The 25,712-nt window shown below is 67.4% G+C and carries 28 protein-coding genes and 1 tRNA gene; 9 read left to right on the top strand and 20 right to left on the bottom strand.

The window, feature by feature from the left end; genetic code table 11:
- Positions 1-191 precede the first annotated feature (191 nt).
- The 4 genes from R1L06_RS04970 to R1L06_RS04955 all read right to left on the bottom strand — a co-directional run bounded on the left by R1L06_RS04970 (position 192) and on the right by R1L06_RS04955 (position 3,246).
- A tRNA-Pro gene (locus R1L06_RS04970) sits at positions 192-268 on the bottom strand.
- Positions 269-324: 56 nt separating this feature from the next.
- A complete protein-coding gene (gene cydX, locus R1L06_RS04965; protein WP_032129411.1) occupies positions 325-438 on the bottom strand; it encodes a cytochrome bd-I oxidase subunit CydX in 114 nt (37 codons plus the stop codon).
- Between the two features lie 54 nt (positions 439-492).
- Positions 493-1,647, bottom strand: a complete 1,155-nt coding sequence (gene cydB, locus R1L06_RS04960; protein WP_049401140.1) for a cytochrome d ubiquinol oxidase subunit II — start codon at positions 1,645-1,647, stop codon at positions 493-495.
- Between the two features lie 15 nt (positions 1,648-1,662).
- Complete coding sequence (locus R1L06_RS04955; protein WP_032129413.1) at positions 1,663-3,246, bottom strand: cytochrome ubiquinol oxidase subunit I; 1,584 nt, start codon at positions 3,244-3,246, stop codon at positions 1,663-1,665.
- Between the two features lie 228 nt (positions 3,247-3,474).
- Here R1L06_RS04955 and cydD point away from each other — a divergent pair, with 228 nt between their 5' ends.
- Both cydD and cydC read left to right on the top strand, forming a co-directional pair.
- Entirely contained in the window at positions 3,475-5,220 is a 1,746-nt protein-coding gene (cydD, locus tag R1L06_RS04950) for a thiol reductant ABC exporter subunit CydD (RefSeq protein WP_317217058.1), read from the top strand.
- Positions 5,217-6,890 carry a thiol reductant ABC exporter subunit CydC gene (gene cydC / locus R1L06_RS04945; protein ID WP_317217057.1) on the top strand — a complete coding sequence of 558 codons (1,674 nt, stop codon included), beginning with the start codon at positions 5,217-5,219 and terminating at the stop codon, positions 6,888-6,890. Before cydD ends, cydC begins: the two co-directional genes overlap by 4 nt.
- 91 nt (positions 6,891-6,981) lie before the next feature.
- On the opposite strand, the gene R1L06_RS04940 is transcribed toward cydC, so the two are convergent.
- The 11 genes from R1L06_RS04940 to ccmA all read right to left on the bottom strand — a co-directional run bounded on the left by R1L06_RS04940 (position 6,982) and on the right by ccmA (position 15,339).
- The gene (locus R1L06_RS04940) at positions 6,982-7,326 is read right to left on the bottom strand and encodes a DUF1294 domain-containing protein (protein ID WP_317217056.1); all 345 of its coding nucleotides are present in this window, start codon (positions 7,324-7,326) and stop codon (positions 6,982-6,984) included.
- Complete coding sequence (gene metX / locus R1L06_RS04935) at positions 7,327-8,439, bottom strand: homoserine O-acetyltransferase MetX (RefSeq protein ID WP_317217055.1); 1,113 nt, start codon at positions 8,437-8,439, stop codon at positions 7,327-7,329.
- Positions 8,440-8,577: 138 nt separating this feature from the next.
- On the bottom strand, positions 8,578-9,567 hold the full coding sequence (locus R1L06_RS04930) for a tetratricopeptide repeat protein (RefSeq protein WP_253143595.1): 990 nt from the start codon (positions 9,565-9,567) through the stop codon (positions 8,578-8,580).
- The gene (locus R1L06_RS04925) at positions 9,561-10,010 is read right to left on the bottom strand and encodes a cytochrome c-type biogenesis protein (RefSeq protein ID WP_049401127.1); all 450 of its coding nucleotides are present in this window, start codon (positions 10,008-10,010) and stop codon (positions 9,561-9,563) included. Before R1L06_RS04925 ends, R1L06_RS04930 begins: the two co-directional genes overlap by 7 nt.
- A 4-nt stretch (positions 10,011-10,014) precedes the next feature.
- The gene (locus tag R1L06_RS04920; protein ID WP_049423972.1) at positions 10,015-10,632 is read right to left on the bottom strand and encodes a DsbE family thiol:disulfide interchange protein; all 618 of its coding nucleotides are present in this window, start codon (positions 10,630-10,632) and stop codon (positions 10,015-10,017) included.
- A gap of 8 nt (positions 10,633-10,640) precedes the next feature.
- A complete protein-coding gene (locus R1L06_RS04915) occupies positions 10,641-12,560 on the bottom strand; it encodes a heme lyase CcmF/NrfE family subunit (protein WP_317217054.1) in 1,920 nt (639 codons plus the stop codon).
- Positions 12,561-13,022, bottom strand: a complete 462-nt coding sequence (ccmE, locus tag R1L06_RS04910) for a cytochrome c maturation protein CcmE (protein ID WP_032129787.1) — start codon at positions 13,020-13,022, stop codon at positions 12,561-12,563. It lies immediately after the preceding gene.
- On the bottom strand, positions 13,019-13,207 hold the full coding sequence (locus R1L06_RS04905) for a heme exporter protein CcmD (protein WP_032129786.1): 189 nt from the start codon (positions 13,205-13,207) through the stop codon (positions 13,019-13,021). The genes ccmE and R1L06_RS04905 overlap by 4 nt, the downstream gene beginning before the upstream one ends.
- Positions 13,204-13,974: a heme ABC transporter permease CcmC gene (gene ccmC, locus R1L06_RS04900; RefSeq protein ID WP_049460760.1), complete on the bottom strand. Its 771-nt coding sequence runs from the start codon at positions 13,972-13,974 to the stop codon at positions 13,204-13,206. Before ccmC ends, R1L06_RS04905 begins: the two co-directional genes overlap by 4 nt.
- Positions 13,975-14,017: 43 nt before the next feature.
- A complete protein-coding gene (ccmB, locus tag R1L06_RS04895) occupies positions 14,018-14,713 on the bottom strand; it encodes a heme exporter protein CcmB (protein ID WP_006456616.1) in 696 nt (231 codons plus the stop codon).
- Positions 14,710-15,339: a heme ABC exporter ATP-binding protein CcmA gene (ccmA, locus tag R1L06_RS04890; RefSeq protein ID WP_032129784.1), complete on the bottom strand. Its 630-nt coding sequence runs from the start codon at positions 15,337-15,339 to the stop codon at positions 14,710-14,712. The genes ccmB and ccmA overlap by 4 nt, the downstream gene beginning before the upstream one ends.
- Before the next feature lie 187 nt (positions 15,340-15,526).
- On the opposite strand from ccmA, the gene R1L06_RS04885 reads away from it, so the two are divergent.
- From R1L06_RS04885 to R1L06_RS04875, 3 genes are all read left to right on the top strand, one after another.
- Complete coding sequence (locus tag R1L06_RS04885; RefSeq protein WP_317217053.1) at positions 15,527-16,675, top strand: pyridoxal phosphate-dependent aminotransferase; 1,149 nt, start codon at positions 15,527-15,529, stop codon at positions 16,673-16,675.
- 13 nt (positions 16,676-16,688) lie between these two features.
- Positions 16,689-17,495 (top strand): amidohydrolase, encoded by an 807-nt coding sequence (locus R1L06_RS04880; RefSeq protein ID WP_317217052.1) that lies wholly within the window; start codon positions 16,689-16,691, stop codon positions 17,493-17,495.
- A 103-nt stretch (positions 17,496-17,598) separates the two neighbouring features.
- Positions 17,599-18,033, top strand: coding sequence for a hypothetical protein (locus R1L06_RS04875; RefSeq protein ID WP_317217051.1), 435 nt, complete (start codon positions 17,599-17,601; stop codon positions 18,031-18,033).
- Here R1L06_RS04875 and R1L06_RS04870 read toward each other — a convergent pair.
- Complete coding sequence (locus tag R1L06_RS04870; protein WP_317217050.1) at positions 18,020-18,313, bottom strand: hypothetical protein; 294 nt, start codon at positions 18,311-18,313, stop codon at positions 18,020-18,022. The two genes, R1L06_RS04875 and R1L06_RS04870, sit on opposite strands and share 14 nt — an antisense overlap.
- Positions 18,314-18,666: 353 nt before the next feature.
- Here R1L06_RS04870 and R1L06_RS04865 point away from each other — a divergent pair, with 353 nt between their 5' ends.
- Positions 18,667-19,074, top strand: a complete 408-nt coding sequence (locus R1L06_RS04865; protein ID WP_010486702.1) for a hypothetical protein — start codon at positions 18,667-18,669, stop codon at positions 19,072-19,074.
- 84 nt (positions 19,075-19,158) lie between these two features.
- On the opposite strand, the gene R1L06_RS04860 is transcribed toward R1L06_RS04865, so the two are convergent.
- Positions 19,159-20,307 carry an MFS transporter gene (locus tag R1L06_RS04860; RefSeq protein ID WP_317217049.1) on the bottom strand — a complete coding sequence of 383 codons (1,149 nt, stop codon included), beginning with the start codon at positions 20,305-20,307 and terminating at the stop codon, positions 19,159-19,161.
- 90 nt (positions 20,308-20,397) lie between these two features.
- Between R1L06_RS04860 and R1L06_RS04855 the strand changes: the two genes are divergently transcribed.
- On the top strand, positions 20,398-21,186 hold the full coding sequence (locus tag R1L06_RS04855) for an AraC family transcriptional regulator (protein ID WP_317217048.1): 789 nt from the start codon (positions 20,398-20,400) through the stop codon (positions 21,184-21,186).
- A 115-nt stretch (positions 21,187-21,301) separates the two neighbouring features.
- Here R1L06_RS04855 and R1L06_RS04850 read toward each other — a convergent pair whose 3' ends face one another.
- Genes R1L06_RS04850 through R1L06_RS04840 form a run of 3 tightly spaced genes read right to left on the bottom strand, consistent with a single transcriptional unit; the run spans position 21,302 to position 24,738 of the window.
- Entirely contained in the window at positions 21,302-22,951 is a 1,650-nt protein-coding gene (locus tag R1L06_RS04850; protein ID WP_317217047.1) for a pseudouridine synthase, read from the bottom strand.
- Positions 22,944-23,819, bottom strand: a complete 876-nt coding sequence (scpB, locus tag R1L06_RS04845) for an SMC-Scp complex subunit ScpB (RefSeq protein WP_317217046.1) — start codon at positions 23,817-23,819, stop codon at positions 22,944-22,946. The genes R1L06_RS04850 and scpB overlap by 8 nt, the downstream gene beginning before the upstream one ends.
- Positions 23,820-23,832: 13 nt before the next feature.
- Positions 23,833-24,738, bottom strand: coding sequence for a segregation and condensation protein A (locus R1L06_RS04840; protein WP_088026563.1), 906 nt, complete (start codon positions 24,736-24,738; stop codon positions 23,833-23,835).
- 375 nt (positions 24,739-25,113) lie between these two features.
- On the opposite strand from R1L06_RS04840, the gene R1L06_RS04835 reads away from it, so the two are divergent.
- A complete protein-coding gene (locus R1L06_RS04835) occupies positions 25,114-25,413 on the top strand; it encodes a YciI family protein (RefSeq protein WP_032129789.1) in 300 nt (99 codons plus the stop codon).
- Entirely contained in the window at positions 25,410-25,685 is a 276-nt protein-coding gene (locus R1L06_RS04830) for a BolA family protein (RefSeq protein WP_434060509.1), read from the top strand. The genes R1L06_RS04835 and R1L06_RS04830 overlap by 4 nt, the downstream gene beginning before the upstream one ends.
- Positions 25,686-25,712: the final 27 nt, after the last annotated feature.

Below are 25,712 nucleotides of genomic sequence, written 5' to 3'. Positions count from 1 at the left end.
GCGACCTCTACGTCCCGAACGTAGCGCTCTACCAGACTGAGCTACACCCCGAAGGGAGCCGCCTATTCTAGCGATTCACCCCGATGGCGGCAAGGGGTGAATGCTGTTTTCTTCACACTGCCGAAGCAGTGCCACTTCAGGGAACAAAAAAGCCTGGACAACTTCACCAGGCTTCAATGCGACCACTTGAGTGGTCGGGGAGACAGGATTCGAACCTGCGACCTCTACGTCCCGAACGTAGCGCTCTACCAGACTGAGCTACACCCCGAAGGAGCCGCCTAAGATACCGTGTGAAGGCCCTGTCGGCAACCATTTTTTACAGTTTCAATGCACGTCGTTGTCGGTGCGGGCGCTTTCGCGCGCTTCGAACCACATCCCGTTGAGGATGGCCACGACCGAGGCCAGTCCGGCACCGAGAATCCAGGCGAAATACCACATGGTCAATCTCCTATGTTCAAGGGATGTGCCGACCGTGGGCCGGCACACCGGCAATCAGTAAGCGTTGGGGTTGTCGCCCATTTCCTCGACCGTCGTCTTGCCCTTCAGTACGCGGTACACCCAGGTGGTGTAAGCGATGATGATCGGCAGGAAGATGGCCGTGGCCAGCAGCATGACCCACAGCGTCAGATGGCTGGACGAGCTGTCCCAGACAGTCAGGCTGGAGGTGGGCTGGCTGGAGGACGGCAGCAGGAACGGGAAGATCGCAAAGCCGACGGTCAGGATGATGCCGGCGATGGAGGCGCCCGAGGCGATGAAGGCCAGGCCACCACGACGTGCGCGCAGCAGTACCGCGCTGGCCAGTGCGCCCAGCAGGCCCAGCACCGGGAACACCAGCGTCGCCGGCATGGAGCTGTAGTTGCGCAGCCAGCCACCGGCGGCCGTGCCCAGTTCGGCGGTCTTCAGCAGCGGATTGGTCGGGCCATCGGTGACCACCTGCGAGGTGATCTGGTAACCCGGCAGGCCGAAGGCCACCCAGGCACCGGCGACAGCGAACAGCACGAAGCTGATGATGGCGGCGACGCTGCCGTAACGTGCGGCACGTTCGGCCACCGGGCCGTCGGTCTTGATCACCAGCATGGCCGCACCATGCGAAACCAGCATGGCCACGCTGATCAGGCCGGCGATGAGCGCGAACGGGGTGAGCAGGCCGAAGAACGAACCGGTGTAGGTCACGCGCAGGGTGTCATCGAAGTGGAACGGCACACCCAGCAGCACGTTGCCCACGGCGACGCCGGCAATCAGGCCCGGCAGCAGGCCGCCGATGAACAGCACGCGGTCCCAGTTGTCGCGCCAGCGCTTGGACGGCAGCTTGCTGCGGTACTTGAAGCCGACCGGGCGCAGGATCAGCCCGAACAGCATCGCAAACACCGCCAGGTAGAAGCCGGAGAAGCTGACCGCATACAGCGGCGGCCATGCGGCGAAGATCGCGCCACCACCCAGCACCAGCCAGACCTGGTTGCCTTCCCACACCGGGCCGACGGTGTTGATCACCAGCCGGCGTTCTTCATCGGTCTTGGCCACGAACGGCAGCAGCGTGCCGACACCAAGATCGAAACCATCCATCACGGCCCAGCCGATCAGCAGGATGCCGAGCAGCAGCCACCAGATCACGCGGAGCGTGGTGTAATCAAGTGCAATGAATTCCATCTGGATTCTCCTGCCTCAGGCCTGGCCGGGGGCGACTGCATTGGGGGAAGCGGGGCGGATATCGGCCTGCAGCGAGGGCAGGATGTCGTCCGGACCCTTGCGGACCGCCTTCAGCATCAGCTTGATCTCGATGATCAGCAGCACCGTGTACAAGCTGGTGAACACCGCCAGCGTGGTCAGGATTTCATGCAGTGCCAGGCCCGATGCCGCGTAGAAGGTGGGCAGCACACCATCCACCGCCCACGGCTGGCGGCCGTACTCGGCGACGAACCAACCGCACTCGATCGCGATCCACGGTGCCGGCAGCGACCACACGGCCAGCTTCAGGAACCAGCGCTTGTCCTGGAAGTTGTTGCGGCACGAGAAGTAGAACGCCAGTGCGAAGAAGGCGATCAGGTAGAAGCCCAGGCCCGCCATGATGCGGAAGGTCCAGAACAGCGGGGCCACGCGCGGGACGGTATCCATCGCGGCCTTGGAGATTTCCTCCGGCGTCGCGTTGAGGATGTCTTCGCGGTAGCGCTTCAGCAGCAGGCCGTGGCCGAGATCCTGCCAGTGGCGATCGAACATCTCGCGTGCTTCGAGGTCGTTCCGGTTCTTCTTCACGCGTTCCAGTGCGCCATAGGCGATCTGGCCGCCGCGGATGCGGTGCTCGGCACGCTCCACCAGTTCCAGGATGCCCGGGATCGGCTGGTCCAGCGAACGGGTGGCGATCAGGCCCATCAGGTACGGGATCTTCACCGCGTAGTCGTTCTGGTGGGTGTCCTGGTTGGGAATGCCGAAGGCGGTGAAGTCGGCCGGTGCACGCTCGGTTTCCCACATTGCTTCGATCGCGGCCAGCTTCATCTTCTGGTGTTCGCTGGCGGCGTAACCACTCTCGTCACCCAGCACCACCACCGACAGCGAGGACAGCAGGCCGAAGGCTGCGGCCACCGCGAACGAACGGCGGGCCATGTCCCGATGCTTGTTGCGCAGCAGGTACAGGGCGCTGATCGACATCACGAAGATCGCACCGGTCACGTAGCCGGCACTGACGGTGTGCACGAACTTGGCCTGGGCCACCGGGTTCAGCAGAACCGCAGCGAAGTCGACCACTTCCATGCGCATCGTTTCCGGGTTGAACACCGCACCGGTCGGGTTCTGCATCCAGCCGTTGGCGATCAGGATCCACACCGCCGACAGGTTGGTGCCCAGCGCCATCAGCCAGGTCACAGTGAGGTGCTTGACCGGGCTCAGGCGCTTCCAGCCGAAGAAGAACAGGCCGATGAAGGTCGCTTCCAGGAAGAACGCCATCAGGCCTTCGATGGCCAGCGGCGCACCGAAGATGTCGCCCACGTAGTGGCTGTAGTACGACCAGTTCATGCCGAACTGGAACTCCATCACCAGGCCGGTGGCCACGCCGATGGCGAAGTTGATGCCGAACAGGGTGCCCCAGAACAGGGTCATCTGCCGCCAGACCTGCTTGCGGGTCATCACGTACACGCTCTCCATGATGGCCACCATGAAGGACAGGCCAAGCGTGAGCGGGACGAATAGGAAGTGGTACATCGCGGTCAGAGCGAATTGCAGCCGCGACAGTTCTACGACTGTCTGATCAATCATGGCCTGGCTACCTCGTTGGATAGTGCCGTTGCAGGTGGCGGGAAGGGTGGTCTACGGGGTGAATGATGTGACCGACTACTTCAAACAGCCTTGATCCAGATCAATGTATGAATGGGTATTCAGGAGGATCGTATGCCAACCCGGTGAAGACTGCGACCGCCGGCCGCAGGGGGAGGCTGTTGCCTGCGCCTACAATGCCGTGTCTCCCCTGTTACCCGTGAAGACCCCTTGAGCGCTGCCGAAACGACCCCTGACGGCCTTTCCCCGGAAGCCGAAACGACCCGCCAGCGGCGTGCCCGCACCGCCTGGCTGGCCGATCTTGCGCGCTCCGCTCGAGGTCGCCAGCGGCTGGCGGCGCTGTGCATCAGCCTGTCCGGCGCGCTGCTGATCGGCCAGGCCGCTGCCATCGCCTGGCTGGTGCAGCAGGTGCTGGTGGAACGCGCACCGCTGGCGTCGGGCCTGCCGGTGCTCGCTGGGCTGGCGGTGATCCTGGTGCTGCGCACGCTGCTGGGCAGCGCCACCCAGGCGGCTGCCGGTGATGTGGCCGATGCCGCGCGGTTGGCGCTGCGCGAGCGTGTGTTCGCGCGCTTGCTTGGGCATGGGCCGCTGTGGCTGCGCCAGCGCCGCACCGGCGAGCTGGGCGAACTGATGCTGCATCACGGTGATGCGATCGAGAGCTATTACAGCGGCTTCCTGCCGGTGCGCACCGAAGTGGTGGTGGTGCCGCTGCTGATCCTGGCCGCTGTGGCCTGGGTGGATTGGATGGTGGCGCTGATCCTGCTGTTCACCGCACCGCTGGTGCCGTTCTTCATGATGCTGGTGGGCTGGGGCGCTGAAGCCGCCGGCCGTGCGCAGCTGGGCGAGCTTGCGCGGATGAGCGGCCACTTCGCCGACCGCATCAAGGGTCTGGGCCTGCTGCGCCTGTATGGCCGCGGCGAGGCCGAACTGGACGGCATCGCGGCCGCCGCTGAAGGCGTGCGCGTGCGCACGATGAAGGTGCTGCGGATCGCCTTCCTGTCGTCCACGGTGCTGGAATTCTTCGCCTCGGTGAGCGTGGCGATGGTCGCGCTGTACCTCGGCCTGAGCTATCTGGGCCTGATGTCGCTGCATGCAGCGGTGCCGACGCTGGGCGCCGGCCTGTTCTGCCTGCTGCTGGCGCCGGAGTTCTACGCGCCGCTGCGGCGGCTGGCCGCGCACTACCACGACCGCGCCAACGCGCTGGCCGCTGCCGCCGAAGTAGAGCGCCTGCTGCAGTCGCTGCCCGGGGAGCAGGGCTTGATCGAAAGCGAGGTTGCACCGTTGGCGGTGGAACCGGCCGAGGCTGCCTTGCCGCCGCTGCAGGCGCAGGGTCTGGTGCTGCGCCCGCTGGGCGCGCCGCACGACGTGCTGCAGGATCTGGATGTGCTGCTGGAACCGGGCCAGCGCCTGGCTCTGGTCGGCCCCAGCGGGTCCGGCAAGAGCACGTTGCTGGAAGCGCTGGCGGGGTGGTTGCCGCCGCGTGCCGGCAAGCTGCAGCTGCGGCCCGGCGTGCAGGTGGCGTACGCCAGCCAGCGGCCGTACCTGTTCCACGGCAGCATCGCCGACAACCTGCGGCTGGCTGATCCCGGTGCCAGCGATGCGCGGTTGCGCGCAGTGGCCGAGGCCTCGCAGGTACTGCAGTTCGCGCAACGCCTGCCGCAGGGGCTGGATACCGTGATCGGCGAGCGTGGTTTCGGCCTGTCCGGTGGTGAAGCACGCCGCATCGGCCTGGCCCGCCTGCTGCTGCGCGACCCGCAGGTGCTGCTGCTTGATGAACCCACTGCGTTCCTCGATGCCGATACCGAAGCCGCGCTGCTGCGCAGCCTGGCCGCCTATGCACGTGGACGCAGCGTGGTGGTCGCCACCCACAGCCCTGCGGTGATCGCGTGGGCTGACCGTTGCCTGCTGTTGCCGGAAGGCCGCCTGGTCGAGCCGGCACAGGCGGTGCGCGCATGAGCCCTTCGCCTGATTCGCTGCGCGCGGTGTTCCTGCGCCATCGCCCGCGCCTGCTGCTGACCGTGCTGCTGCTGTGGATCACGATGCTGGCCGGCACCGCCCTGCTGGGCCTGTCCGGTGGCTTCCTGACCGCCGCTGCGCTGGCCGGTGCGGCCGGGCTGGCGCAGGGCTTCAACTTCTTTTCGCCGTCGGCCGGCATCCGCGGCCTGACCATGGCGCGCATCGTGTCGCGCTACTTCGAGAAGCTGGCCGGCCACGATGCCACGCTGCGCATCGCCCGCGATCTGCGCGTGTGGTTCTTCCGCCGCGCGCTGCCACTGGCACCGGCGCGGCTGGGGGCCACGCGTACCGGCGAACTGCTGGCACGCCTGCTGGGTGACATCAATGAGGTGGATGGCCTGCTGGTGCGTGCGATCGGGCCGCTGGTGGCGCTGGGTGCGCTGTCACTGGTGGCGATCGCCTCGGCCGCTGTGATCCTGCCGTCTGCGGCGGTACTGCTGGCGGTGCTGGCGTTGCTGATCGCCTTCGGTGTGCCGTGGCTGGGCGTGCGTGGTCGCGACGATGAGGAGGCCGACCGTGCCGCGCATCGTGCTGCCCTGCGTACCGCAGCCTTCGAAGGACTGGAGGGCGCGGGTGATCTGGCCGCGTTGCATGCCGATGCAGCGTGGCAGTTGAAGGTGCGCGTGGCCGCCAAGCAGCTGGCTTCGCGGGATCGTCGTCGGCGCTGGCGCCTGATCGCGGCCTCGACCCTGCATGGCCTGGTCGCCGGACTGGGCCTGGTGGCGATGGTGGCGTTGGCCCTGCATGCGGCCGAACAGCAGCGCATCGCGCCGGAAATGGCGGCGGGTCTGGTGTTCCTCACCGTGGCACTGATCGAACTGTGGGCCGGCATGGGCCTGGCCTGGCAGTCGCTGCAGTCCGGGCGCATCGCCGCCGATCGCCTGCAGGCCATCGTCGAGCAACCGCCGACGGTGGAGGACCCGCAGGCGCCGCAGGCGGTGCCGCAGGCCGCGCGCGTGCATTGGGATGACGTGCACTTCCAGTGGCCCGGTGCGGCGCGGCCGGTGTTGTCCGGCCTGCAGCTGACCCTGGCGCCGGGCGAGCGGATCGCGATTCGCGGCGACAGCGGCAGTGGCAAGACCACCCTGTCGAGCCTGCTGCTGCGGCTATGGGATCCGCAACAGGGACGGTTGACCTACGGGGGCCGCGACCTGCGTGATTTCGCCCAGGCCGACTGGCACCGGCAACTGGCGTGGCTGCCGCAGAACGCGCCGGTGTTTGCCGGCAGCGTGGCCGAGAACCTGCGATTGGGTGATCCCGATGCCAGTGACGCAGCGCTGTGGGCGGTACTGCGTCGCGTGCGCCTGGGCGAGTGGGCCGAGCGCAACGGTGGCCTGCAGACCTGGGTGGGCGAGAACGGCGCGACGATGTCGGCCGGCCAGGCACGACGCCTGGCGCTGGCGCGCGCGCTGCTGCGCAATGCGCCGATCCTGCTGCTGGACGAACCGACCGAAGGCCTGGATGTGGATACCGCACGTGCGTTGCTGCAGGACCTCTCCGGGTTGCTGGACGGGCGCAGCCTGCTGATGATCACCCACGACGACCTGCCCGACGGCGTGGTGGATGCGCAGTACCGGTTGCGTGATGGGGTTCTGGTGCGCGAAGCGTGAATGGTAGTGCCGGCCGCTGGCCGGCAACCTCATGGCGCTTGATATGGATACGCAATTGCCGGCCAGCGGCCGGCACTACCCATTTGAACGGTTACCACGAGAACTCGCGCAGCATCACCGCGATCGAGGCCACGTTGGCCAGCACGCACAGCCAGAACACCCACTGGAATTCGGCTTTGCGATGCTTGTGGCGGAACAGCGCCTGGCCCAGCAGCGCGCCCGGCCAACCGCCAGCAAAAGCCAGCAACTGCAGTGTGCGCTCGGGAACACGCCACTGCTTTCGCTGCGCCGCGCGCTTGTCGTGGCCGTACAGGCCGAACGACACTGCGCTGGCGAGCAGGCACCAACCGCCCAGCCATAGCGGCAGCACGCCGCTGACCGTCAGTGCGATCAACGCACCGAATGCGGCCAGCGCGAGGTTACGCCGCCATGCCACTTACAGCGCGTCGAGGAAGCCGCGCACGGCCGGGCCGAAACGCTCGAAATCGACGAGGAAGGCGTCATGGCCCTGCGGCGACTCCAGGCCGATGAAGCGCGCATCGGCACCGCCGGCGCGCAGGCCGTCGGCGACCTGTTGCTGCTGCTGCACCGGGAACAGGATGTCGGTGTTGGCGCCGATCGCCAGCGCCTTCTCCACCCGGATCTTCGCCAGCCCGGCCAGCACGTCGCCGTCGGCATACTCAGCCAGGTCGAACCAGTCCATCGAACGGCTCAGGTACAGATAGCAGTTCGGATCGAAGAAGCGCACGAAGCGCCGTGCATGGCCTTCCAGATAGCTTTCCACCTGGAATTCGAGGCCGAACGGATCGTCGTCGGCCTGGTCCGAATCCAGCCGCACGCGGCCGAAGCGGCCATCCCATTCCAGTGCCGAACGGTAGGTGATCACGCCCAGCTTGCGCGCCATGCGCATGCCGGACTCGGGATACTCGGCATCGTCGTAGTGGCCGCCATTCCAGCGTGGATCAAGGCGGATCGCCTCGCGCTGCAGCGAACGGATCGCGATCGAGAACGGCAGCGCCTGCGCACTGCCGGAAATGTTGACGTGGCTGCGCGCAATGCCCGGGTGCAGCATCAGTACCGCGAGTGCGGTCATGCCGCCCATTGAATTGCCGACCACGCAGGCCAGCTGTTCGATGCCCAGTGCACGCACGACTTCGATCGCGGCGCGTGCGCCGTCTTCGATCGACAGCTCGGGGAAGTCGAGGCGATACGGTTGGCCCGTGGCCGGGTTGAGCGATGCCGGGCCGGTCGAACCCTTGCAGCTGCCCAGCGAGTTCACGCACACCACGTACCAGCGGTCGGTATCGATCGGCTTGCCGGGGCCGACCATGCCTTCCCACCAGCCCACTGCGGGGTTGGCGTCATTGGCCGCGGCGTGTGCATCCGGCGACAGGCCGGTCACGATCAGGATCGCGTTGCTGGCGTCGGCGGCCAGCGTTCCCCAGGTTTCGTAGGCCACGCGTGCGCCGTGCAGGGCGCCACCGCGCTTGAACGGGAACGGCGAGGGCAGGGCGTGGAAGCGGGTGCCGGGCGGGATGAATTCGGTCATGCAGTCATTCTAGCGGGGCCGCATGTGGAGCTGGCGACACGCTGGTTTCCATCGGCGATGCACCCGGTAGTGCCGGCCTCTGGCCGGCAACCTCATGAATCTGGATGCGCCCGCGTGGTTGCCGGCCAGCGGCCGGCACTACGGGAACCGCAGCTCCACCACGCCTTCATGCGGCAGGCTCACCTTCACCGGCACGCTCTGCAGATCGTCCTCGCTGCGGTTGGCACTGCCGCTGCGCGAGATGCGTGCCAGCACTTCCACTTCGCGATGCGCGGACAACGGTGCGGTCGGCATCGGGCTGTCTGCGTCGCCCAGCCCGACCGTGGCCGGGAAACCGGCCAGAGGCAGCTTGCGTGCGGCCACCGGCATCGGCGGTCCACCCACGGCGCGGGCCAGCACGAATACCTGGGTGCTGGCGGGCCACTCGGCGTTGTTCAGCGCAGGCAGTTGCACGCGCACCTGCAGCAGCGCCGGTGGCGCCGCAGCGGCAGCATCGGGCGCCTGGCCGGCAGCTTCGCGGGCGATGGCGATCTGCGCCTGCAGCGCCTGCGCGGCGCCGGGCTCAAGCCGTGGCAGCAGGCCGCTCCAGATGTCGGCAGCCTCGGCATTCTTTCCGCGCTGGCGCAGGGCGATGCCCAGCAGCCAGCTGGCGCGCTCTGCATCGGGCGCCAGCGCACGAGCCTGCTGCAACCAGGCCATCGCGGTGTCATCGAACTGCTTGCCGGCATCGGCCTGCGCACGTGCCTGCGCCGCTTCCACCAGCACGCCGGGGTCTTCCGGGGCGAGAGCGGCAGCACGTGCGAAGGCATCCGCTGCGGCTGCGGCGTTGCCCAGTTCGGCCTGCGACCGGCCCAGCAGCGTCCAGCCATCGGCTCGCTGCGGGTCTCGCTTCAGTGCATCCTGCAGGGCCTGCACGCCATCGCGCAGGGTGGCTACCGACGGGGTTGGTTGTACCTGTGCTGCACGCGGATCACCAACCAGCAGATACAGGCAGGCACCGGCCACGCCCAGCGCGAGCACGCCCACCACGAAACCGCGGCGACCGTGGTGGCGCAGCGGCCACAGCACCAGCGCCGCCATCAGTGCGGCCACCAGTCCAGCCAGCATCGGCAGCCAATGGCTCACCATCCGTCTCCTTCATCGGTCTTGCTGGCGGGGGCGGCAGCAACCGTGCGGCCACGGCGGCGGACGATGCCCAGTACCACCAGCGCGCCGGCGCCCAGCACCAGCAGCGGACCGCCCCACAGCAGCCAGGTGCCCGGCTGCAGAGGCGGTTGATAGAGCACGAACTCACCGTAGCGCGCGACCAGGAACTGCTTGATCTGGGCGTCGTCGTGGCCTTGCTGCATCAGCTGCAGCACCTCTCGGCGCAGGTCCTGGGCGATCTGCGCGTTCGAGTCGGCCAACGACTGGTTCTGGCACTGCACGCAGCGCAGCTGCGCGGCAAGGTCATGGAAGCGGCGTTCTTCGGCGCCATCGCGGAACTGCAGTGGCTGCGGATCATGCAACGGCTGCTGTGCCAGCACGGCCAGGGGCAGCATCAGAAGCAGCAATGCCAGCAGCCAGCGCATGGGCTCAGGGCGCCGTGTGCAGCGTGCTGCCGGCATTGCCCTGGGCCTTCTCGATCTTCTCCAGTGCCGGGATCAGCTTCTCGTCGACCACGCGCTGGGTCATCGCACCGCTGTACTTCCAGCGCACGACACCGCTGCCATCGACCAGGAAGGTTTCAGGTGCCGCGGTCACGCCCCAGTCGATCGCGGTGCGGCCTTCCACGTCGCTGAGCACGACCATGAACGGGTTGCCCAGCTGTTCCAGCCAATGCAGGGCATCGGTCGGTTCATCCTTCCAGTTGTAGCCGATCACGCGCACGCGCTTGCTCTCGGCGAAACGGGTCAGCACCGGGTGTTCCTCGCGGCAGGCCGCGCACCAGCTGCCCCACACGTTCAACAGGTAAGGCGCGCCGCGCAGTTCGTCGCTGTGCACGATCATTTCCGGGTCGTGCAGCACCGGCAGCGCGAACGCCGGCGCCGGCTTGTCGATCAGCGCCGATGGCAGCACGTCGCGCTGCGGATCACCCGATTTCATCACCCCGTAGATCATCAGCCCGAGCAGGCCGAAGAAGAACAGCACGCCGATCACGATGGCTACCGGCGGCAGCGGGCGGGAGGGGCGCGGGGTGGGGGACTCGGACATGGGAACTCCTACGGACGACGGAAACGGCGGTCGGCGGCGGTGATGAATCCGCCCAGGGCCATCAACAGCGCGCCCAGCCAGATCCAGCGCACGAACGGCTTGATGTGCACCCGGACCGCCCATGCATTGTTGCCCAGCGGCTCGCCCAATGCCACGTAGACATCACCATCGAGGCGTGCATCGATGCCGGCCTCGGTCATCACCTGGCCGCCGCTGGCGTACTGGCGCTTTTCCGGATGCAGCAGGGCCAGCTCGCGGCCGTTGCGGAACACGCGCAGGTGGCCGCGGTCGGCGATGAAGTTCGGTCCTTCACGATGGTCCACGCCCTCGAAGCGCACCTCGTGGCGGCCGACCACCACCTGTTGGCCCGGTGCCAGCGCCACTTCACGCTGTACGTTCAGTGCTTCCACCAGCAGCGCACCGGCCAGGAACACGGCGATGCCGGCGTGGGCGACGATCATCCCGAGCATCTCGGCGGTGAAGCGGCCGTTGCCGCGCAGTCGTTGCCAGACGAAGCGTGCGGTACCGAAGCCGACCCAGACCGCGGCAGCGACACCGAGACCGGCCTTCCAGCCGTTCTGCGGCGCCTGCCACCAGGCCAGCGCACCCAGCAGCACCGCCAGCCCCAGCCAGGGTGCCAGCAGCGCGAACGCGCGCGAGGGCTGGTCGCGTTGCCACTTCACCAGCGGGCCGAACGGCAGCAGCAGGATCATCGGCGTCATCAGCAGCAGGAACAGGCTGCCGAAGTAGGGCGGGCCGACCGAGATCTTGCCCAGCGACAGCGCATCGGCCAGCAGCGGGTACAGCGTGCCGAGCAGCACCATCGCGCAGGCGGTGGCCAGCAGCAGGTTGTTGGCCAGCAGCAGGGTCTCGCGCGAGGTGGCGGTGAAGCCACGGCGCGGATCGTCGGCGTCCACGCTGAGCTGGCTGGCACGCAGCGCGTACAACAGCAGGCTGCCGCCGACCAGCACCGACAGGAACACCAGGATGAACAGGCCGCGCGACGGATCTGCAGCGAACGAATGCACGCTGGTCAGCACACCGGAGCGCACCAGGAAGGTGCCGAGCAGCGACAGCGCGAAGGCCGCGATCGCCAGCAGCAGGGTCCAGCTGCCGAAAGTGCCGCGCTTCTCAGTGACCGCCTGCGAATGGATCAGTGCCGCACCGACCAGCCACGGCATGAAGCTGGCATTTTCCACCGGGTCCCAGAACCACCAGCCGCCCCAGCCCAGCTCGTAATACGCCCACCAGCTGCCCAGCGCGATACCCAGGGTCAGGAAGCCCCAGGCGACGTTGGTCCACGGCCGCGTCCAGCGCAGCCAGCGCGCGTCGACGCGGCCTTCCAGCAGTGCCGCCACCGCGAACGCGAACGGCACAGCAAAGCCCACGTAACCGATGTACAGCATCGGCGGATGGATGATCAGGCCCGGGTCCTGCAGCAGCGGGTTGAGATCACGGCCTTCCAGCGGGGCCGGATTCAGGCGCAGGAACGGGTTGGAGGTGAAGATCAGGAAGGCGAGGAATCCGACGCTGACGATGCCCATCACCGCCAGTACACGCGCCTGCACCGGTGCCGGCAGGTGCCGCGAGAACAGCGCCACCGCGCCGGTCCACAGCGCCAGCACCAGTGCCCACATCAGCAGTGAGCCCTCGTGCGCGCCCCACACCGCCGAGTAGCGGTAGATCATCGGCAGCAGCGAATTGGAGTTCTCGGCCACGTAGCGCACCGAGAAGTCCTGCTGCACGAACGCGGCGGTGAGCATCGCGAAGGCGCCGGCGAGCAGCAGCAGCTGTGCGAAGGCGGCTGGCCGTGCCACCGCCATCCATGCCGTGTTGCCGCGATGCGCGCCGACCAGCGGCAGCCCGGCCTGCAGCAGCGAGGCCAGCAGCGCGCACAACAGCAGGATCTGACCCAGTTCGGGCAGCACTCAGCGCACCTCGGGTGCCGTCACCGGCACGTCATGCTTGCGATGGGCGTCGCCCATCTTGTCGGCCACTTCCTTGGGCACATACTTCTCATCGTGCTTGGCCAGCACCTCGTCGGCGACGAACACATCGTCCTGCAGGCGGCCACTGGCGACCACCGCGGTGCCTTCGGCGAACATGTCCGGCAGGATCCGCGAGGTGGTCACCGCCAGCTGGGCATCGCCGTCGGTCACTTCAAAACGTGCTTCCAGCGAACCGACCGGGCGGTTGAAGGAGCCCTTCACCACCATGCCGCCCAGGCGGAACCGCGACTGCGCATCGACATCGCCGCGCAGCACTTCCGAAGGCGTGTACAGGTAGGCGATGTTGCGTTCCAGCGCCATCGCCACCAGCGCGGTGGCCAGCCCGGAGGCGAGCAGGGCCAGCAGCACCCAGACCAGGCGGCGACGTTGTACCGGCGTCATCGTTCCAGCTCCGTCGACAGCGGCGCCGCAGCGTCCTGTTTGACGGCGCGGGTCTGCTGCCGCTGCTGGCGTGCCAGCGCCAACCGGCGTGCCACGCGCAGGCGCAGCCACGAACCGATGGCATCGGCGCCGAGTACCAGCACGAACACGGCGTAGGCGCCGATCACATAGGGCAGGTGGGTCATGATTGGGCCTCCCCGGCCGCACGTGCGGCATCGACGCGACCACCGACCCAGGCCTTGCCGGCCTCGCGGTCGAGATTGTCGGCGCGGGCCTTGGCCAGCACCGAACCAGCGAACCAGAACTTGGTGCCGATCACCATCCACCACAGTGGCGCGATCATCGCGCTGCTGATCGCCGATTCACCGAACACGTTGATCGACTGGCGCTGGTGCAGGCCGCCCCACCAGTCCACCGAATAGCGGATCACCGGCAGCAGGCTGACTCCGACGATGGCCAGCAGGCCGGCTGCGCGTGCGGCGCTGCGGCGGTCTTCGATGGCGTGATACAGGCCGATCACGCCCAGGTACAGGAACAGCAGCACCAGCTCACTGGTCATGCGCGGGTCCCAGTCCCACCAGGTGCCCCAGGTACCCTTGCCCCAGATGCTGCCGGTGAGCAGGGTGATCAGGGTGAAACCGGCACCCATCGGTGCGCAGGCCATGGCCAGGATCTCGCAGACCTTGATCCGCCAGATCAGGGCGATGGCGGCATACAGCGCCATCAGCGCGAACACGAACAGGCTCATCCAGGCGCTGGGCACGTGGATGTAGAGGATGCGGAAGCTGTCCAGCTGCTTGGCTTCCGGCGGCACCACCAGCAGCGCCTGCCACATGCCGACCAGCAGCACCGGGACCGCCGCGAGGTAGAACACCCGCGACCAGCGGGCAGCGAATCGGTCGAACGTGGGGGGCGAACCGAGTTGGTGGAACCAGCGGACAATCGGATTCATGCGTGGCGGCTATCCAGCAGGGGTGGATTGGCTCTCAGCTCGGTCAACTCAGAGAAATACGTATTGCAGCGGCGGTGGCCAACGGCGCCAGCACCAGCGCGACCAGCAGGCCGGCGCCCAGCATCAGCAGCGCACCGACCGGATCCTGTCCGCGTCCCGCCGCTGCCAGGCTGCCTGCACCGAACACCAGCACCGGCACGTACAGCGGCAACGACAGCAACGCCACGAGAATACCAGAGCGCCGGATGCCTACGGTCAGTGCAGCGACCACGCCACCGATCAGGCTCAGCAACGGTGTTCCCAGCAGCAACGATGCCAGCAACATCGGCAGCTGGTCATGCGGCAGATGCAGCATTTCCGCCAGCAACGGGCTGACCACGATCAGCGGCAGCGCAGTGGTGGCCCAGTGCAGCAGCACGCGCACCAGCACCAGCCAGGCCAGCGGCACCGGCGCCAGCAGCCATTGCTCCAGCGAGCCGTCTTCGGCATCGGAGCGGAACAGCGAATCCAGCGACAGCTGGCCGGCCAGCAGTACCGCCAGCCACAGCACCGCGCCGGCGGTGGCGGCCAGTAGTTGCGGTTCGCGGCCTTGGGCGAGCGCGAACAGCACCACCACCAGTACCGCGAACAGCAGCGGCTGCAGCGCATCGCCGCGGCGGCGCCAGAGCAGGCGCAGGTCGCGCTTGAGCAGGGCGCCCGCGGTCTGCCAGAGGCCCGGTTCGGTGCCTGGCGCGATCATGCGGTACCGCCGAGGTCGAGCTGGCGGGTACGCACCGGCGGTGCGGCATAGGCGCCGTGGGTGGTGACCAGTGCAGCACCGCCGGCACGCAGATGCGCGGAAATCATCCGGTTGACCAGGGTGATGCCCTCCAGGTCGAGGTTGGCATAGGGTTCGTCGAGCAGCCACAACGGCGCCGGTGACAGCCAGATGCGTGCCAGTGCCAGCCGCCGCTTCTGCCCGGCGGACAGATGCCGAACGAGAGTGTCCTCATAACCGGCCAGGCCGACGATGGCCAGCGCGTTGCCCGGCATCTGCCGCGCACGCCGTCCGTGCAGGCCGCACAGGAAGTGCAGGTTCTCCAGCGTGTCCAGATCGGGCTTCAATGCGGGCAGGTGGCTGAGGTAGGCGACGTAACGCGCGCGCTCGGCATTACCGGCCGGCCTGCCATCGATCTGCACCTGCCCGGCACCAGGCCGGGCCAGGCCCGCCAGCACGCGCAGCAGGGTGGTTTTGCCGGCGCCATTGCCGCCCTGCACCAGCAGGGCTTCGCCGGCGTCCACATGGAAGTCCAGCGGGCCGAACACCGGCTCGTCATTGCGGGAAAAGCTCAGGCCGCTGGCGGCCAGCAATGCAGGGGTGTTCAAGGGGCAAAGGTCTTCATGCCGGAGTGCGGCGGCAATTGTAGCGGTGAATTCACAGGGTAGTACCGGCCGCTGGCCGGCAGGTGCGACCCAGCGTCGCAGATTGCCTGGGGTTGCCGGCCAGCGCCCGGCACTACCGAAGCAGGGATTGCGTAAACTCAGGGCTCTGTCTCCCCATATCCCCAGGCCGATGCAACCCACCACCAAGCTGCCCAAGGTCGGTACCACGATCTTCACCGTGATGTCCCAGCTCGCCGCCGAACACGGCGCGGTCAACCTCGGTCAGGGGTTCCCGGACTTTTCCGCACCGCAGCGCCTGTTCGATGAAACCGCCAGGGCGATGGCCGCCGGGCTGAACCAGTACCCGCCGATGACAGGTGTGGCGCCGCTGCGCCAGGCCATCGCGCAGAAGGCGTTGGACTGCTACGGCGCGCAGGTCGACGCGGACAGCGAAATCACCGTCACCAGCGGCGGCACCGAGGCCATCTTCAACGCTATTCACGCTGTGGTGCGTGCGGGCGAGGAAGTGATCGTGCTCGACCCGGCGTATGACTGCTATGAACCGGCGATCGATCTGGCCGGCGCCAAGGCCGTGCATGTGTCGCTGGATCCGCAGACCTTCGCCGTCGACTGGGACCGCGTGCGTGCGGCGATCACCCCGCGTACCCGCATGCTGATCGTCAACACCCCGCACAATCCGTCCGGTGCGATGCTGTCGGCGCAGGACATGCAGGCGCTGGCCGAGCTGCTGCGCGGCACGCAGATTTACCTGATCTCCGATGAGGTGTACGAGCACATCATCTATGACGGCCGCCGCCATGAATCGGCGCTGCGCTACCCGGAACTGCGCGAACGCGCGTTCGTGATCTCCAGCTTCGGCAAGACCTACCACTGCACTGGCTGGAAGATCGGCTATGCGATCGCACCGCCGGCGCTGACCGCCGAGTTCCGCAAGGTGCACCAGTACAACACCTTCACCAGCTTCGGCCCGGCGCAGTACGGCTTCGCCGCGATGATCCGCGACGAGCCCGAACACCACCTGGAGCTGGGTGCGTTCTACCAGGCCAAGCGCGACCGCTTCCGCGAGCAGCTGGCCAGCACCCGGCTGAAGGCGCTGCCGGTGCCGGGCGGTTACTTCCAGCTGGTCGACTACTCGGCCATCAGCGACCTGCCGGACCATGAGTTCGTGAAGTGGCTGACCATCGAGAAGGGCGTCACTGCCATTCCGCTGTCGCCGTTCTACGAAAATCCGCCGGCCGGCCAGCGCCTGGTGCGCCTGTGCTTCGCCAAGAATGAAGCAACGATGGACGCGGCGATCGAACGCCTGCGCCTGCTCTGAGCGAGGCTTGACCATGCAGGACCTGCGCATTTCCCTCGTCCAGGGCGACACCCGCTGGCATGACCCGGCGGGCAACCGTGAGTACTACGGCGCGCTGCTGGCACCGCTGGCCGGCAACACCGATCTGGTGATCCTGCCGGAGACCTTCACCAGTGGTTTCTCCAATGAAGCCATCGCCCAGGCCGAAGGCATGGACGGCCCGACCGTGGCCTGGGTGCGCGAACAGGCCAAGGCGCTGGACGCGGCGGTGATCGGCAGCGTGCAGCTGCGCGAGGGCGAGGGCGTCTACAACCGCCTGTTGTTCGCCACGCCCGATGGCGGGCTGCAGTACTACGACAAGCGCCACCTGTTCCGCTACGGCGGTGAACACGAACGCTATGCCGCCGGCCGAGAGCGCCTGAGCGTGGAATGGAAAGGCTGGCGGATCAATCCGCAGGTCTGCTACGACCTGCGTTTCCCGGTGTTCTGCCGCAACCGCTACAACGTGGAGCGTCCGCAGCAGCTGGATTTCGACCTGCAGATCTTCGTTGCCAACTGGCCGTCGGCACGCGCCTATGCGTGGAAGACACTGCTGCGCGCGCGTGCGATCGAGAATCTGTGCTTCGTGGCCGCAGTGAATCGCGTGGGCGTCGATGGCAACCAGCTGCATTACGCCGGGGACAGCGCGGTGCTGGATTTCCTCGGCCAGCCGCAGTTGGAAATCCGCGAGCGCGAACAGGTGGTCACCACCACCATTTCGGCCGAGGCGTTGGCCGCGCACCGCGCGCGCTTTCCGGCGATGCTTGATGCCGATGCCTTCCACCTGGACGAGCAGGCCTGAGCGATGGCCTGAACGCCGCCGCACCAGCACGCGCGCCTGCATTCAACGTGCACGCGCGCGCTGCTAGATTCGCCGCCAGTCCGACCGAACTGGAAGTCCTGCCATGAACACGTCCTTCGCCCTGCTGCTGGCCCTGTCCGCCGCATCGCTGGCCCCGGCCGCGCACGCCGCCGGCAACCTCGATTGCCAGCTGCACTACAACCTGTCCGGCTGGTCGCTGATCTACAAGACCGCCTCCGGCAATGGCACGGTCACCTGCAGCAATGGCGCCAGCATGCCGGTGCGCATCCAGATGAAGGGCGGCGGCCTGACCGTGGGCAAGTCGAAGATCACCAACGGGCGTGGCAGCTTCACCGGCGCGGTCAACGTCAACGAACTGCTGGGTACTTACGCCTCGGTCGGCGCGCATGCCGGTGCGGTGAAGTCCAGCAACGCGCAGGTGATGACCAAGGGCGACATCTCGCTGGCCCTGTCCGGTACCGGCAAGGGCTGGGACCTGGGCGTGGACGGCACCGCGTTCACCCTCAGCCGGCGCTGAGGCGCGACGGCTCGGCAGATCCCCAGCTGATGCGGATGTAGTGCTGTTCGGAATCGCTCAACAACCGTTCGACACCGAAACCATTCTTGAGCAGTTGTGCGGTCACGTTTTCGACGAGCTGCTCGCTGGCCATCACCTGGCTGAAGCCGAACACGAGATAGCGGCGGCCATTCTCCGAGCCGATCTGGATCGAGTTGTCGAGGTCGCGGTAGAACTGTTCGATCGGGCGCTTGGCGGCATCGGCGTTGGCGCGTGCCTGTTCGGCGGTAATGGTGATCATGGGCATCTGCCTAGTGTGGGAGAGCGCGCACGATAGCCAGCGCCCTGATGTGAATTCCGGGCGTGGCGCACAATGCCTTGTGTTTGCAGCAATTCCTAACATGCGGTGTGAGCGTCGATCCGCGCCGGAAAAGTGCCGCGCGGCGGTGAGCATCCTGCATCGACATGAGGTCATCGGGCAGGGATGGGTTCCAACGGCAGTGGAGGCGTGAAACGCGCCGCCCAGAGCGGGTCCTGCAGCTATCCGACGCTGTGGGCGCGCAGTGCATTTACGTTTCCTTGACCCTGCAGTAACCCCGCAATGCCTAACAGGGACGTCCCAGCGATTCTGCTGGGATCATTGGAGACGCTGGAATGGAGTTCAGAACGTCCGTGCTGCTCGTGGCCCTCATCGCCACGCCCGCCATCGCCCACGCCGAGGTCTGCCTGTCTGACAGCGGACTCGTTGTGCCGTGTCCCAGCCTGTTGCCGCATCCGGTGACGGCCAGATTCGAGATCGGCACCCTGCCGCGTGTGGCTGGCTCGCCGTCGGAAATCTACATCACAGGCGGCGGCCAGGTGGATGGAACGAGTAATTTCTCGGTCTATGCCAATGGTCAGTTCCTGTGCCGTACCAATGACAATTACGACGGTGGCAACACCACGCCCATCCGCCATTGCACCGCGACCATCGCAACACCCGGGACCTATGTGATCTCGGCGTCGCGCAACAGTCCTGGCAACTTCCTCGCGCCGATGGACGAAGTGATCAACGTGCAGTAACCCGCTGTTCGCTGATCCAGGCCCCGGGGCAGGGACCTCGGGGCCCCTGCTGCCCGCGTGGCAGCAGGAGCGAGTCCTTCATCGTTACGATCGGCAGCCAGGCCTTCCGCCGTCGACTGACCGATCCCGCTGCAGCCACAAGGCCAGCAGGCCACACACGATGAGGGTCGGTGCCAGCAGCTGCACTGCACCGACCAGCGCCATTGCCGCACCGATCAACAGGTAGTAGAGCAGGCCGAACAGCGCGCCTGCGCTGCCGAGACAGTGTGGATAGCCGCGCAGGGCCTGGCCGAGCACATTGGGAATGGCAAGGCCGAAGCCCGTCACCACCGGCACCATCGCCGCGACCAGGGCAGGGTGATCATGCAGCAGCGCGGCCAGCAGGCCTCCCGTCAGAACCAGGCCTGCGGCGATGCGGATGCGCGTGGTTGCGGCAACGCCTGCACGCAGCAGGCGGCCATTGCCCCACGCGCCCAGTGCCGAGCCCAATGCCAGCACCGCGCCGCTGGCGCCGAACCAGGTGGCTGGCCAGTGCAGGCGCGCAAACACGAAGGGGCCGAGTGCATACCAGCTGTACATCGCCACGTTGAAGGCCATCACCAGCAACGCGTGTGACCAGATCCAGCGATCGCGCAGCAGTTCCCGCAGCAGCGGCAGCATGGGCGTGTGCAGGATATGTACAGGGCGGCTTTCGCGCAGGCCAGCCAGGCATGCGACTGCCAGCAGGACAGCTATCAGCAGCAGGCCGGACTGTACGCCGACATAGCCATTGGCGGCGACCAGCAGCGTGCCCAGTGCAAGACCGATGGCCGGGCTCAGGGCGAGGGCCATGCCGATCCAGGAGAATGCCTGCGCCAATGCCGGCCCCTGCAGATGGTCGCGCAGCACGGTCTGGGTGACCACCGAAGCGGCGGCGGCGCCGACTGCGGCCAACGCCTGGGCCAGCAGCACCTGGCCGAAGCTGCCAGCCATCAGCCCGCCCAGTGCAGCCACTGCGAAGACGCCGAGGCCACAGAGAAGGGCGGGGCGACGACCGATACGATCGGCCAGGCGCCCCCACAGCAGCACGCCTGCAGCGAAGCCGAACAGGTACAGGCTCATGGCCTGGCTGGCGGCACTCGGCGGCAGGGCGAAGCGTTCGGCCAGATCGGCCAGGGCCGGGCTGTACAGGGTCTGTGCCAACTGCGGAAACATCAGCAGTGCAATGGTGAGCAGCAACAGGCGGCGCGACATGCGGGCGCTCCAGAAATAGGGCCGCGCATTGTGGTTGCGTCCGCAATGGCGCACTCTGTCTATCTTGTCATCGAATGCATGAAATCAGACATGGCCTGGTTGCAGCCGGATGCGCACTTCGACGCCGATGCCTGGGGCGCTCCGGTGCTGGGTATCGCGGCCTCATTGGCGGATCACGACTCGGGTTGGCACCAGCACGCACGCGCGCAGCTGCTGTACACCCGGCAGGGCTGTACGCGCCTGACCTACGGTGATCGCATCAGCCTGCTGCCGCCCGCGCGCGCCGCGTGGATTCCGGGTGGGCTGCGCCATCGCGCGCAGATGCGCCAGGCGGTCGACTACCGTTCGTTGTACTTCGACGCCAGCCTGTCGGCCCAGCTGCCCCGGCAGCCGGCGATCATCGGCGTGGGTCCGCTGCTGCAGGCCTTGCTGGAGCCGATCGCGCAGGCACCGTTCGACCATGACTGGCAGTCGCCTCGCGCACACCATCAACTGGCGTTGTGCGTGCTGGAAATCGCCGCTGCACCGGTGGCGCCGATGGATCTGCCTCTGCCGCGTGATCCGCGAATCGCACGGTGCTTGCCGCTGGCCGAACAGCTGCCGCCTGAACTGGGGGAGCTGGCCGCGCGCACGGGCCTGAGCGCGCGTACCGTCGGCCGGTTGATGCAGCGTGATACCGGCATGAGCTATCAGGCCTGGCGCCAGCAATGGCGCCTGATGCGGGCCATGGAGCTGCTGCTGCTGGGCCATCGCGTCGCGCACGTGGCCCAGGACACCGGCTTTTCCGCCGAGAGCCCGTTCATCGCCTTCTTCCGCAGCATGACCGGCACCACCCCCGCCGCTTTCCAGCGCCACGCAAAAGGGGACGGAGGGGATTAAGTCGCTTTCGCCCCTTCGATGTACACCGTGGCAAAAACGACTTAATCCCCTCCGTCCCCTTTTAAAGAGAAACCCCGGCCGGAGCCGGGGTTTTTCATTTCAGTCGGATCGCCGATCAGCCGCCGCGCGGGCCGCTGCGGCGCGGGCCGCCCGGACCGCGGTTGCCACCGGGGCCGCCCGGGCCACGGTTGCCACCCGGACCACCGGGACCACGGTTACCGCCCGGACCACGGTTGTTGCCACCGCCCGGACCGCGACCGCCCGGACGGGCGCCCTGCGCCGGCTTCGGGCTGCCATACGGGTTGAAGCCCGGGGTGGCGTGATCGGACGGGAAGCTCGGGGCATTGCCCGGATGGCCGTACGGGTGCTTGTTGCCCTGCCCCTGCGAGCGGTTGCCCGCGCCGGCCGGACGACCCTGGCCGCCTGCGCCGCCACGGCCTTCACCGCCGAAGCCGCCACGGCCCTGGCCGCCACCGGCGCCAGTACCCGGACCCTTCGGCTTGCCGTACGGACGGCCCTGGCCGCCTGCGCCCGGACCACGGGCCCCCGGGCCACGTGCGCCCGGACCGGCATTGCGATGGCCGCTCGGGCCGGTGCTCACGCCATCCGGCACGTACCAGGTGCGGAACGCGGCCGGATTGCCTTCCGGCAGCGAACGATCGTTCTTCTGGGCACGCTGCTTGAACGGCTTCTGCGACTGCTTGGCCGCCGCTTCGCCGCTGACCGTCAGGCCGCCCTTGAAGCCGCCGCCCTTGCCGCCGCGACCACGGCCGCGGTCTTCGCGGACGTTGTCGAAACGACGCAGCTCGCGGCCTTCGTCAGCGGTGTTGTGACCGTTGACGTAGGCGTTGCCGCGGCCACCTTCGCGCACGCGCACGGTGGTCTTGGCGGCACGGCGCTGGCCGATCACCGGCTGCAGGGTCAGTGCCGACGGTGCGCCTTCTTCCAGCTTCAGCTGCGCACGCAGGGCTTCCACCTGGGCGGTGCCCAGTTCCACCGAATGGCCGCGGGCCAGTTCGCGCGGCAGGCTCACCTTGCCGTAGCGGGTGCGCTTCAGGCGGCTGACCTGGCAGCCCTGCGACTCCCACAGGCGACGCACTTCGCGGTTGCGGCCTTCCTTCACCACGACGCGGAACCAGTCGTGCGAGTCGGTGCCGCCGATGCGTTCGATCTCGTCGAACTTGGCCGGACCGTCTTCCAGCGCGACGCCACGGGTGAGGCGGTCGACGATGGCGTCGGAGACCTTTTCCTCGCCTTCCGGCGCGCGCACGCGCACCACGTATTCGCGCTCGACCTCGAACGACGGGTGCATCATGGCGTTGGCCAGTTCACCGTCGGTGGTGGCCAGCAGCAGGCCGGTGGTGTTGATGTCGAGGCGGCCGATCGCGATCCAGCGCGCGCCCTTCAGCGGCGGCAGCGATTCGAACACGGTCGGGCGGCCTTCCGGATCATCGCGGGTGGTCACTTCGCCTTCCGGCTTGTTGTAGACCAGCACGCGCGATGGCTCGGCCAGGGCGGTGGCGACGAAGCCACGGCCATCCAGCTCGATCTTGTCGCCGCTCTTGACCGACATGCCGGTCTGCGCGACTTCACCGTTGACCTTGACCAGGCCTTCGGCGATGCGCTGTTCCAGCGCGCGGCGCGAGCCAAGGCCGGCCTGTGCCAGCACCTTGTGCAGGCGTTCTTCCAACTTGAACTGTTCGGAGGTGGCTTCACGCTTGAGCGAGAGCTTGTTCAACGACAGCTTGCGAGGGGTGTCACTCATCAGTTTTGCTCCGGCCGACGGTTTCGAGGTCGGCCTCTGGTTCGGAATCGGCTTGGTCAACAGCCACGGTCGTCATCGCGACGGCGTTGTCTTCGCGTTCGTTCACTGGCACCGCGCGCTCGCCCGGCGCGGAATCGGGGTGCCCATCATCGAGGGGCGAAGGTGCTTGCTCATCGGAAGCCGGCGCAGGGGCTGCGTCGGCGGAATCGGGGGTGTCACTGCCGGCCAGGCCGGCATCATCGTTCGCGGCAGCGCCTTCGTCGCCGGCCGAGAGGTCAGGACCGTCGGCGCTTGCCGCTGCCGGTGCATCGCGGTCCAGGGACAGCTGGGGTTCCAGCTCGCCCAGGTCCTTCAGTTCCGACAATGGCGGCAGCTCATCCAATCGCTTCAGGCCGAAATAATCCAGAAAGCCCTTGGTGGTGCCGAACAGCGCCGGCTTGCCGGGTACGTCGCGGTGGCCGACCACGCGGATCCATTCGCGTTCTTCCAGCGCCTGGATGATGTTGCTGCTGACCGCCACGCCGCGCACCTGTTCGATCTCGCCGCGGGTGATCGGTTGCCGGTAGGCGATCAGCGCCAGGGTTTCCAGGGTGGCACGGGTGTAGCGGGTCTTGCGCTCGGTCCACAGCCGGCTGATCCAGCCATGCACTTCGCCGGTGACCTGGTAGCGGAAGCCGGAGGCGACCTCGACCAGTTCCACGCCCCGGCCTTCGCAGGCTTCGCGCAGGCGTTCCAGTGCGCGTTCGATGCTTCCCGGCGGTGCCGGTTCCTCTTCCGGGAACAGGTCCTTCAGCTGGGCCAGGGTGAGCGGCTGGCTGGAGGCCAGCAGGGCACCCTCGACAATGCGGTCGATCAGCGGTTGATCCATCGGCAGTCAGCGCTCACTCGTCCGCATTGGCGGCATCGTTGTCGTCGAACTCGCTGCTGAACTGCAGCGGGGCATTGGTGTTGCCGGCCGCCAGCGACTTCACGTAGATCGGCGCCAGCGGTTCTTCCTGGACGATATCCAGCAGCTGTTCCTTGGCCAGTTCCAGCACTGCCAGGAACGTGACCAGCACGCCCAGCTTGCCTTCTTCAGCGGTGAACAGCCCTTCAAAACGATAGAACTTGCCATCTTCAAGCCGGCCGAGCACTTCGCCCATGCGTTGCCGCACGCTCAGCGCCTCACGCTTGATGGCGTGACCGCTGAACAGCTCGGCGCGCTTGAGCACGTCGTGCAGGGCCAGCAGCATCTCCTTCAGGTCCACCGGCGGCGGCAGCTTCACCGCAGCGCGTTCGGGCATGAAGGCGTGGGCCAGGCTGGTGTCGCGGTCTTGGCGGGGCAGGGCGTCGATGTCCTCGGCGGCCTGCTTGAAGCGTTCGTACTCCTGCAGCCGGCGCACCAGCTCGGCGCGCGGGTCGGCCTCATCGCCTTCCTCGCTGACCGGGCGCGGCAGCAGCATGCGCGACTTCACCTCGGCCAGGATCGCCGCCATCACCAGGTACTCGGCGGCCAGCTCGAAGCGCAGCTCGCGCATCACGGTGATGTATTCCACGTACTGCCGGGTGATCTCGGCGACGGGAATGTCCAGGACATCCAGGTTCTGGCGGCGGATCAGGTACAGCAGCAGGTCCAGCGGGCCTTCGAAGGCATCCAGGATGACTTCCAGCGCGTCCGGCGGAATGTACAGGTCCTGCGGAATCTGCAGGACCGGTTGCCCATGCACCACGGCCAGCGGCATTTCCTGCTGCTGGGGGGCGGGCGGCCGGGTTGGCGGGTTCGCGTCGAGCGCGAGTTCGGAAGTCATCTAATGGACATCAGGATTGCAACGGACCAGTCGCGGCACCGGGTTCGCCGGGCCAACGCCACGGAGCCCCAGGGCACCAGACACGCCGGGATCGGCGCGATTCCACACATATCAAACAGCAGGACGCGCCGCAGGAAACGGCAGCGACGGAACTACGGGGAGGTCGTCTACGTGGCCCGGCCAGGTGGTCCGGTTTGAAGCAGCGGGACGGTCGTCGGGGGCTGCGTTGGCCGCAAAAACCGACGGGCTGCTGCATCCAGCCACGTGCAATGGAGTCTAGGGTAAGCCTTTGTTGCGCCAGTGTCCAGCCGGGCCGGGGCAGGGGCCGCATTGGCTAGAATCTGCGGACCCGACAACGCAAGCGAGGAAATGCCGGTGTGGTATGTGATCGAAGGGTATGACGGCCAGGATGTGCTGGCGCAGCGGCTGCAGGCGCGGCCGGAACACCTGGCGCGGTTGCACGCGCTGCGCGACGAGGGACGCCTGCTGCTGGCCGGCCCCTGCCCGGCGGTGGACAGTGAAGACCCGGGCCCGGCCGGTTTCAGTGGTTCGGTGGTGATCGCGCAGTTCGAGTCGCTGCTGCAGGCCCAGGCCTGGGCCGACGCCGACCCGTACGTGGCCGCCGGCGTCTACACCCGCGTGCAGGTGCGACCGTTCCGGAAGGTGTTGCCGTGAACGCGGAACGGATCTCGCGAATGCGTGATGCGCTGCAGCATGCGCTGGCGCCGAGCGTGCTCGAGATCGAGGACGACAGCCATCGCCACGCCGGCCATGCCGGTGCGCGCGATGGCCGCGGCCATTTCAACGTACATGTGGTCAGTGAACGCTTCGCCGGACTGGGCCCGCTGGCCCGGCATCGCGCGGTGTACGCCGCGCTGGGGACGATGATGGAGACCGATATCCACGCGTTGTCCATCCGCGCGCAGACCCCGTCAGAACAGGGCTGAGCCCTTGTCCCACGCTGTCCTGGCGGG

The organism is Stenotrophomonas mexicanensis, from assembly GCF_032911605.1.
In the GTDB taxonomy this organism is placed as follows: domain Bacteria; phylum Pseudomonadota; class Gammaproteobacteria; order Xanthomonadales; family Xanthomonadaceae; genus Stenotrophomonas; species Stenotrophomonas maltophilia_A.
The sequence above is the reverse complement of the archived record's forward strand: the minus strand, read 5'-3'. Positions and strand labels throughout refer to the sequence as shown.

Coding starts and splice junctions, on each gene's coding strand:
- cydX (WP_032129411.1), bottom strand. CDS start 438: ATGTGGTATTTCGCCTGGATTCTCGGTGCCGGACTGGCCTCGGTCGTG.
- cydB (WP_049401140.1), bottom strand. CDS start 1,647: ATGGAATTCATTGCACTTGATTACACCACGCTCCGCGTGATCTGGTGG.
- R1L06_RS04955 (WP_032129413.1), bottom strand. CDS start 3,246: ATGATTGATCAGACAGTCGTAGAACTGTCGCGGCTGCAATTCGCTCTG.
- cydC (WP_317217057.1), top strand. CDS start 5,217: ATGAGCCCTTCGCCTGATTCGCTGCGCGCGGTGTTCCTGCGCCATCGC.
- metX (WP_317217055.1), bottom strand. CDS start 8,439: ATGACCGAATTCATCCCGCCCGGCACCCGCTTCCACGCCCTGCCCTCG.
- R1L06_RS04930 (WP_253143595.1), bottom strand. CDS start 9,567: ATGGTGAGCCATTGGCTGCCGATGCTGGCTGGACTGGTGGCCGCACTG.
- R1L06_RS04925 (WP_049401127.1), bottom strand. CDS start 10,010: ATGCGCTGGCTGCTGGCATTGCTGCTTCTGATGCTGCCCCTGGCCGTG.
- R1L06_RS04920 (WP_049423972.1), bottom strand. CDS start 10,632: ATGTCCGAGTCCCCCACCCCGCGCCCCTCCCGCCCGCTGCCGCCGGTA.
- ccmE (WP_032129787.1), bottom strand. CDS start 13,022: ATGACGCCGGTACAACGTCGCCGCCTGGTCTGGGTGCTGCTGGCCCTG.
- R1L06_RS04905 (WP_032129786.1), bottom strand. CDS start 13,207: ATGACCCACCTGCCCTATGTGATCGGCGCCTACGCCGTGTTCGTGCTG.
- ccmC (WP_049460760.1), bottom strand. CDS start 13,974: ATGAATCCGATTGTCCGCTGGTTCCACCAACTCGGTTCGCCCCCCACG.
- ccmB (WP_006456616.1), bottom strand. CDS start 14,713: ATGATCGCGCCAGGCACCGAACCGGGCCTCTGGCAGACCGCGGGCGCC.
- R1L06_RS04885 (WP_317217053.1), top strand. CDS start 15,527: ATGCAACCCACCACCAAGCTGCCCAAGGTCGGTACCACGATCTTCACC.
- R1L06_RS04880 (WP_317217052.1), top strand. CDS start 16,689: ATGCAGGACCTGCGCATTTCCCTCGTCCAGGGCGACACCCGCTGGCAT.
- R1L06_RS04875 (WP_317217051.1), top strand. CDS start 17,599: ATGAACACGTCCTTCGCCCTGCTGCTGGCCCTGTCCGCCGCATCGCTG.
- R1L06_RS04870 (WP_317217050.1), bottom strand. CDS start 18,313: ATGATCACCATTACCGCCGAACAGGCACGCGCCAACGCCGATGCCGCC.
- R1L06_RS04865 (WP_010486702.1), top strand. CDS start 18,667: ATGGAGTTCAGAACGTCCGTGCTGCTCGTGGCCCTCATCGCCACGCCC.
- R1L06_RS04860 (WP_317217049.1), bottom strand. CDS start 20,307: ATGTCGCGCCGCCTGTTGCTGCTCACCATTGCACTGCTGATGTTTCCG.
- R1L06_RS04855 (WP_317217048.1), top strand. CDS start 20,398: ATGGCCTGGTTGCAGCCGGATGCGCACTTCGACGCCGATGCCTGGGGC.
- R1L06_RS04850 (WP_317217047.1), bottom strand. CDS start 22,951: ATGAGTGACACCCCTCGCAAGCTGTCGTTGAACAAGCTCTCGCTCAAG.
- scpB (WP_317217046.1), bottom strand. CDS start 23,819: ATGGATCAACCGCTGATCGACCGCATTGTCGAGGGTGCCCTGCTGGCC.
- R1L06_RS04840 (WP_088026563.1), bottom strand. CDS start 24,738: ATGACTTCCGAACTCGCGCTCGACGCGAACCCGCCAACCCGGCCGCCC.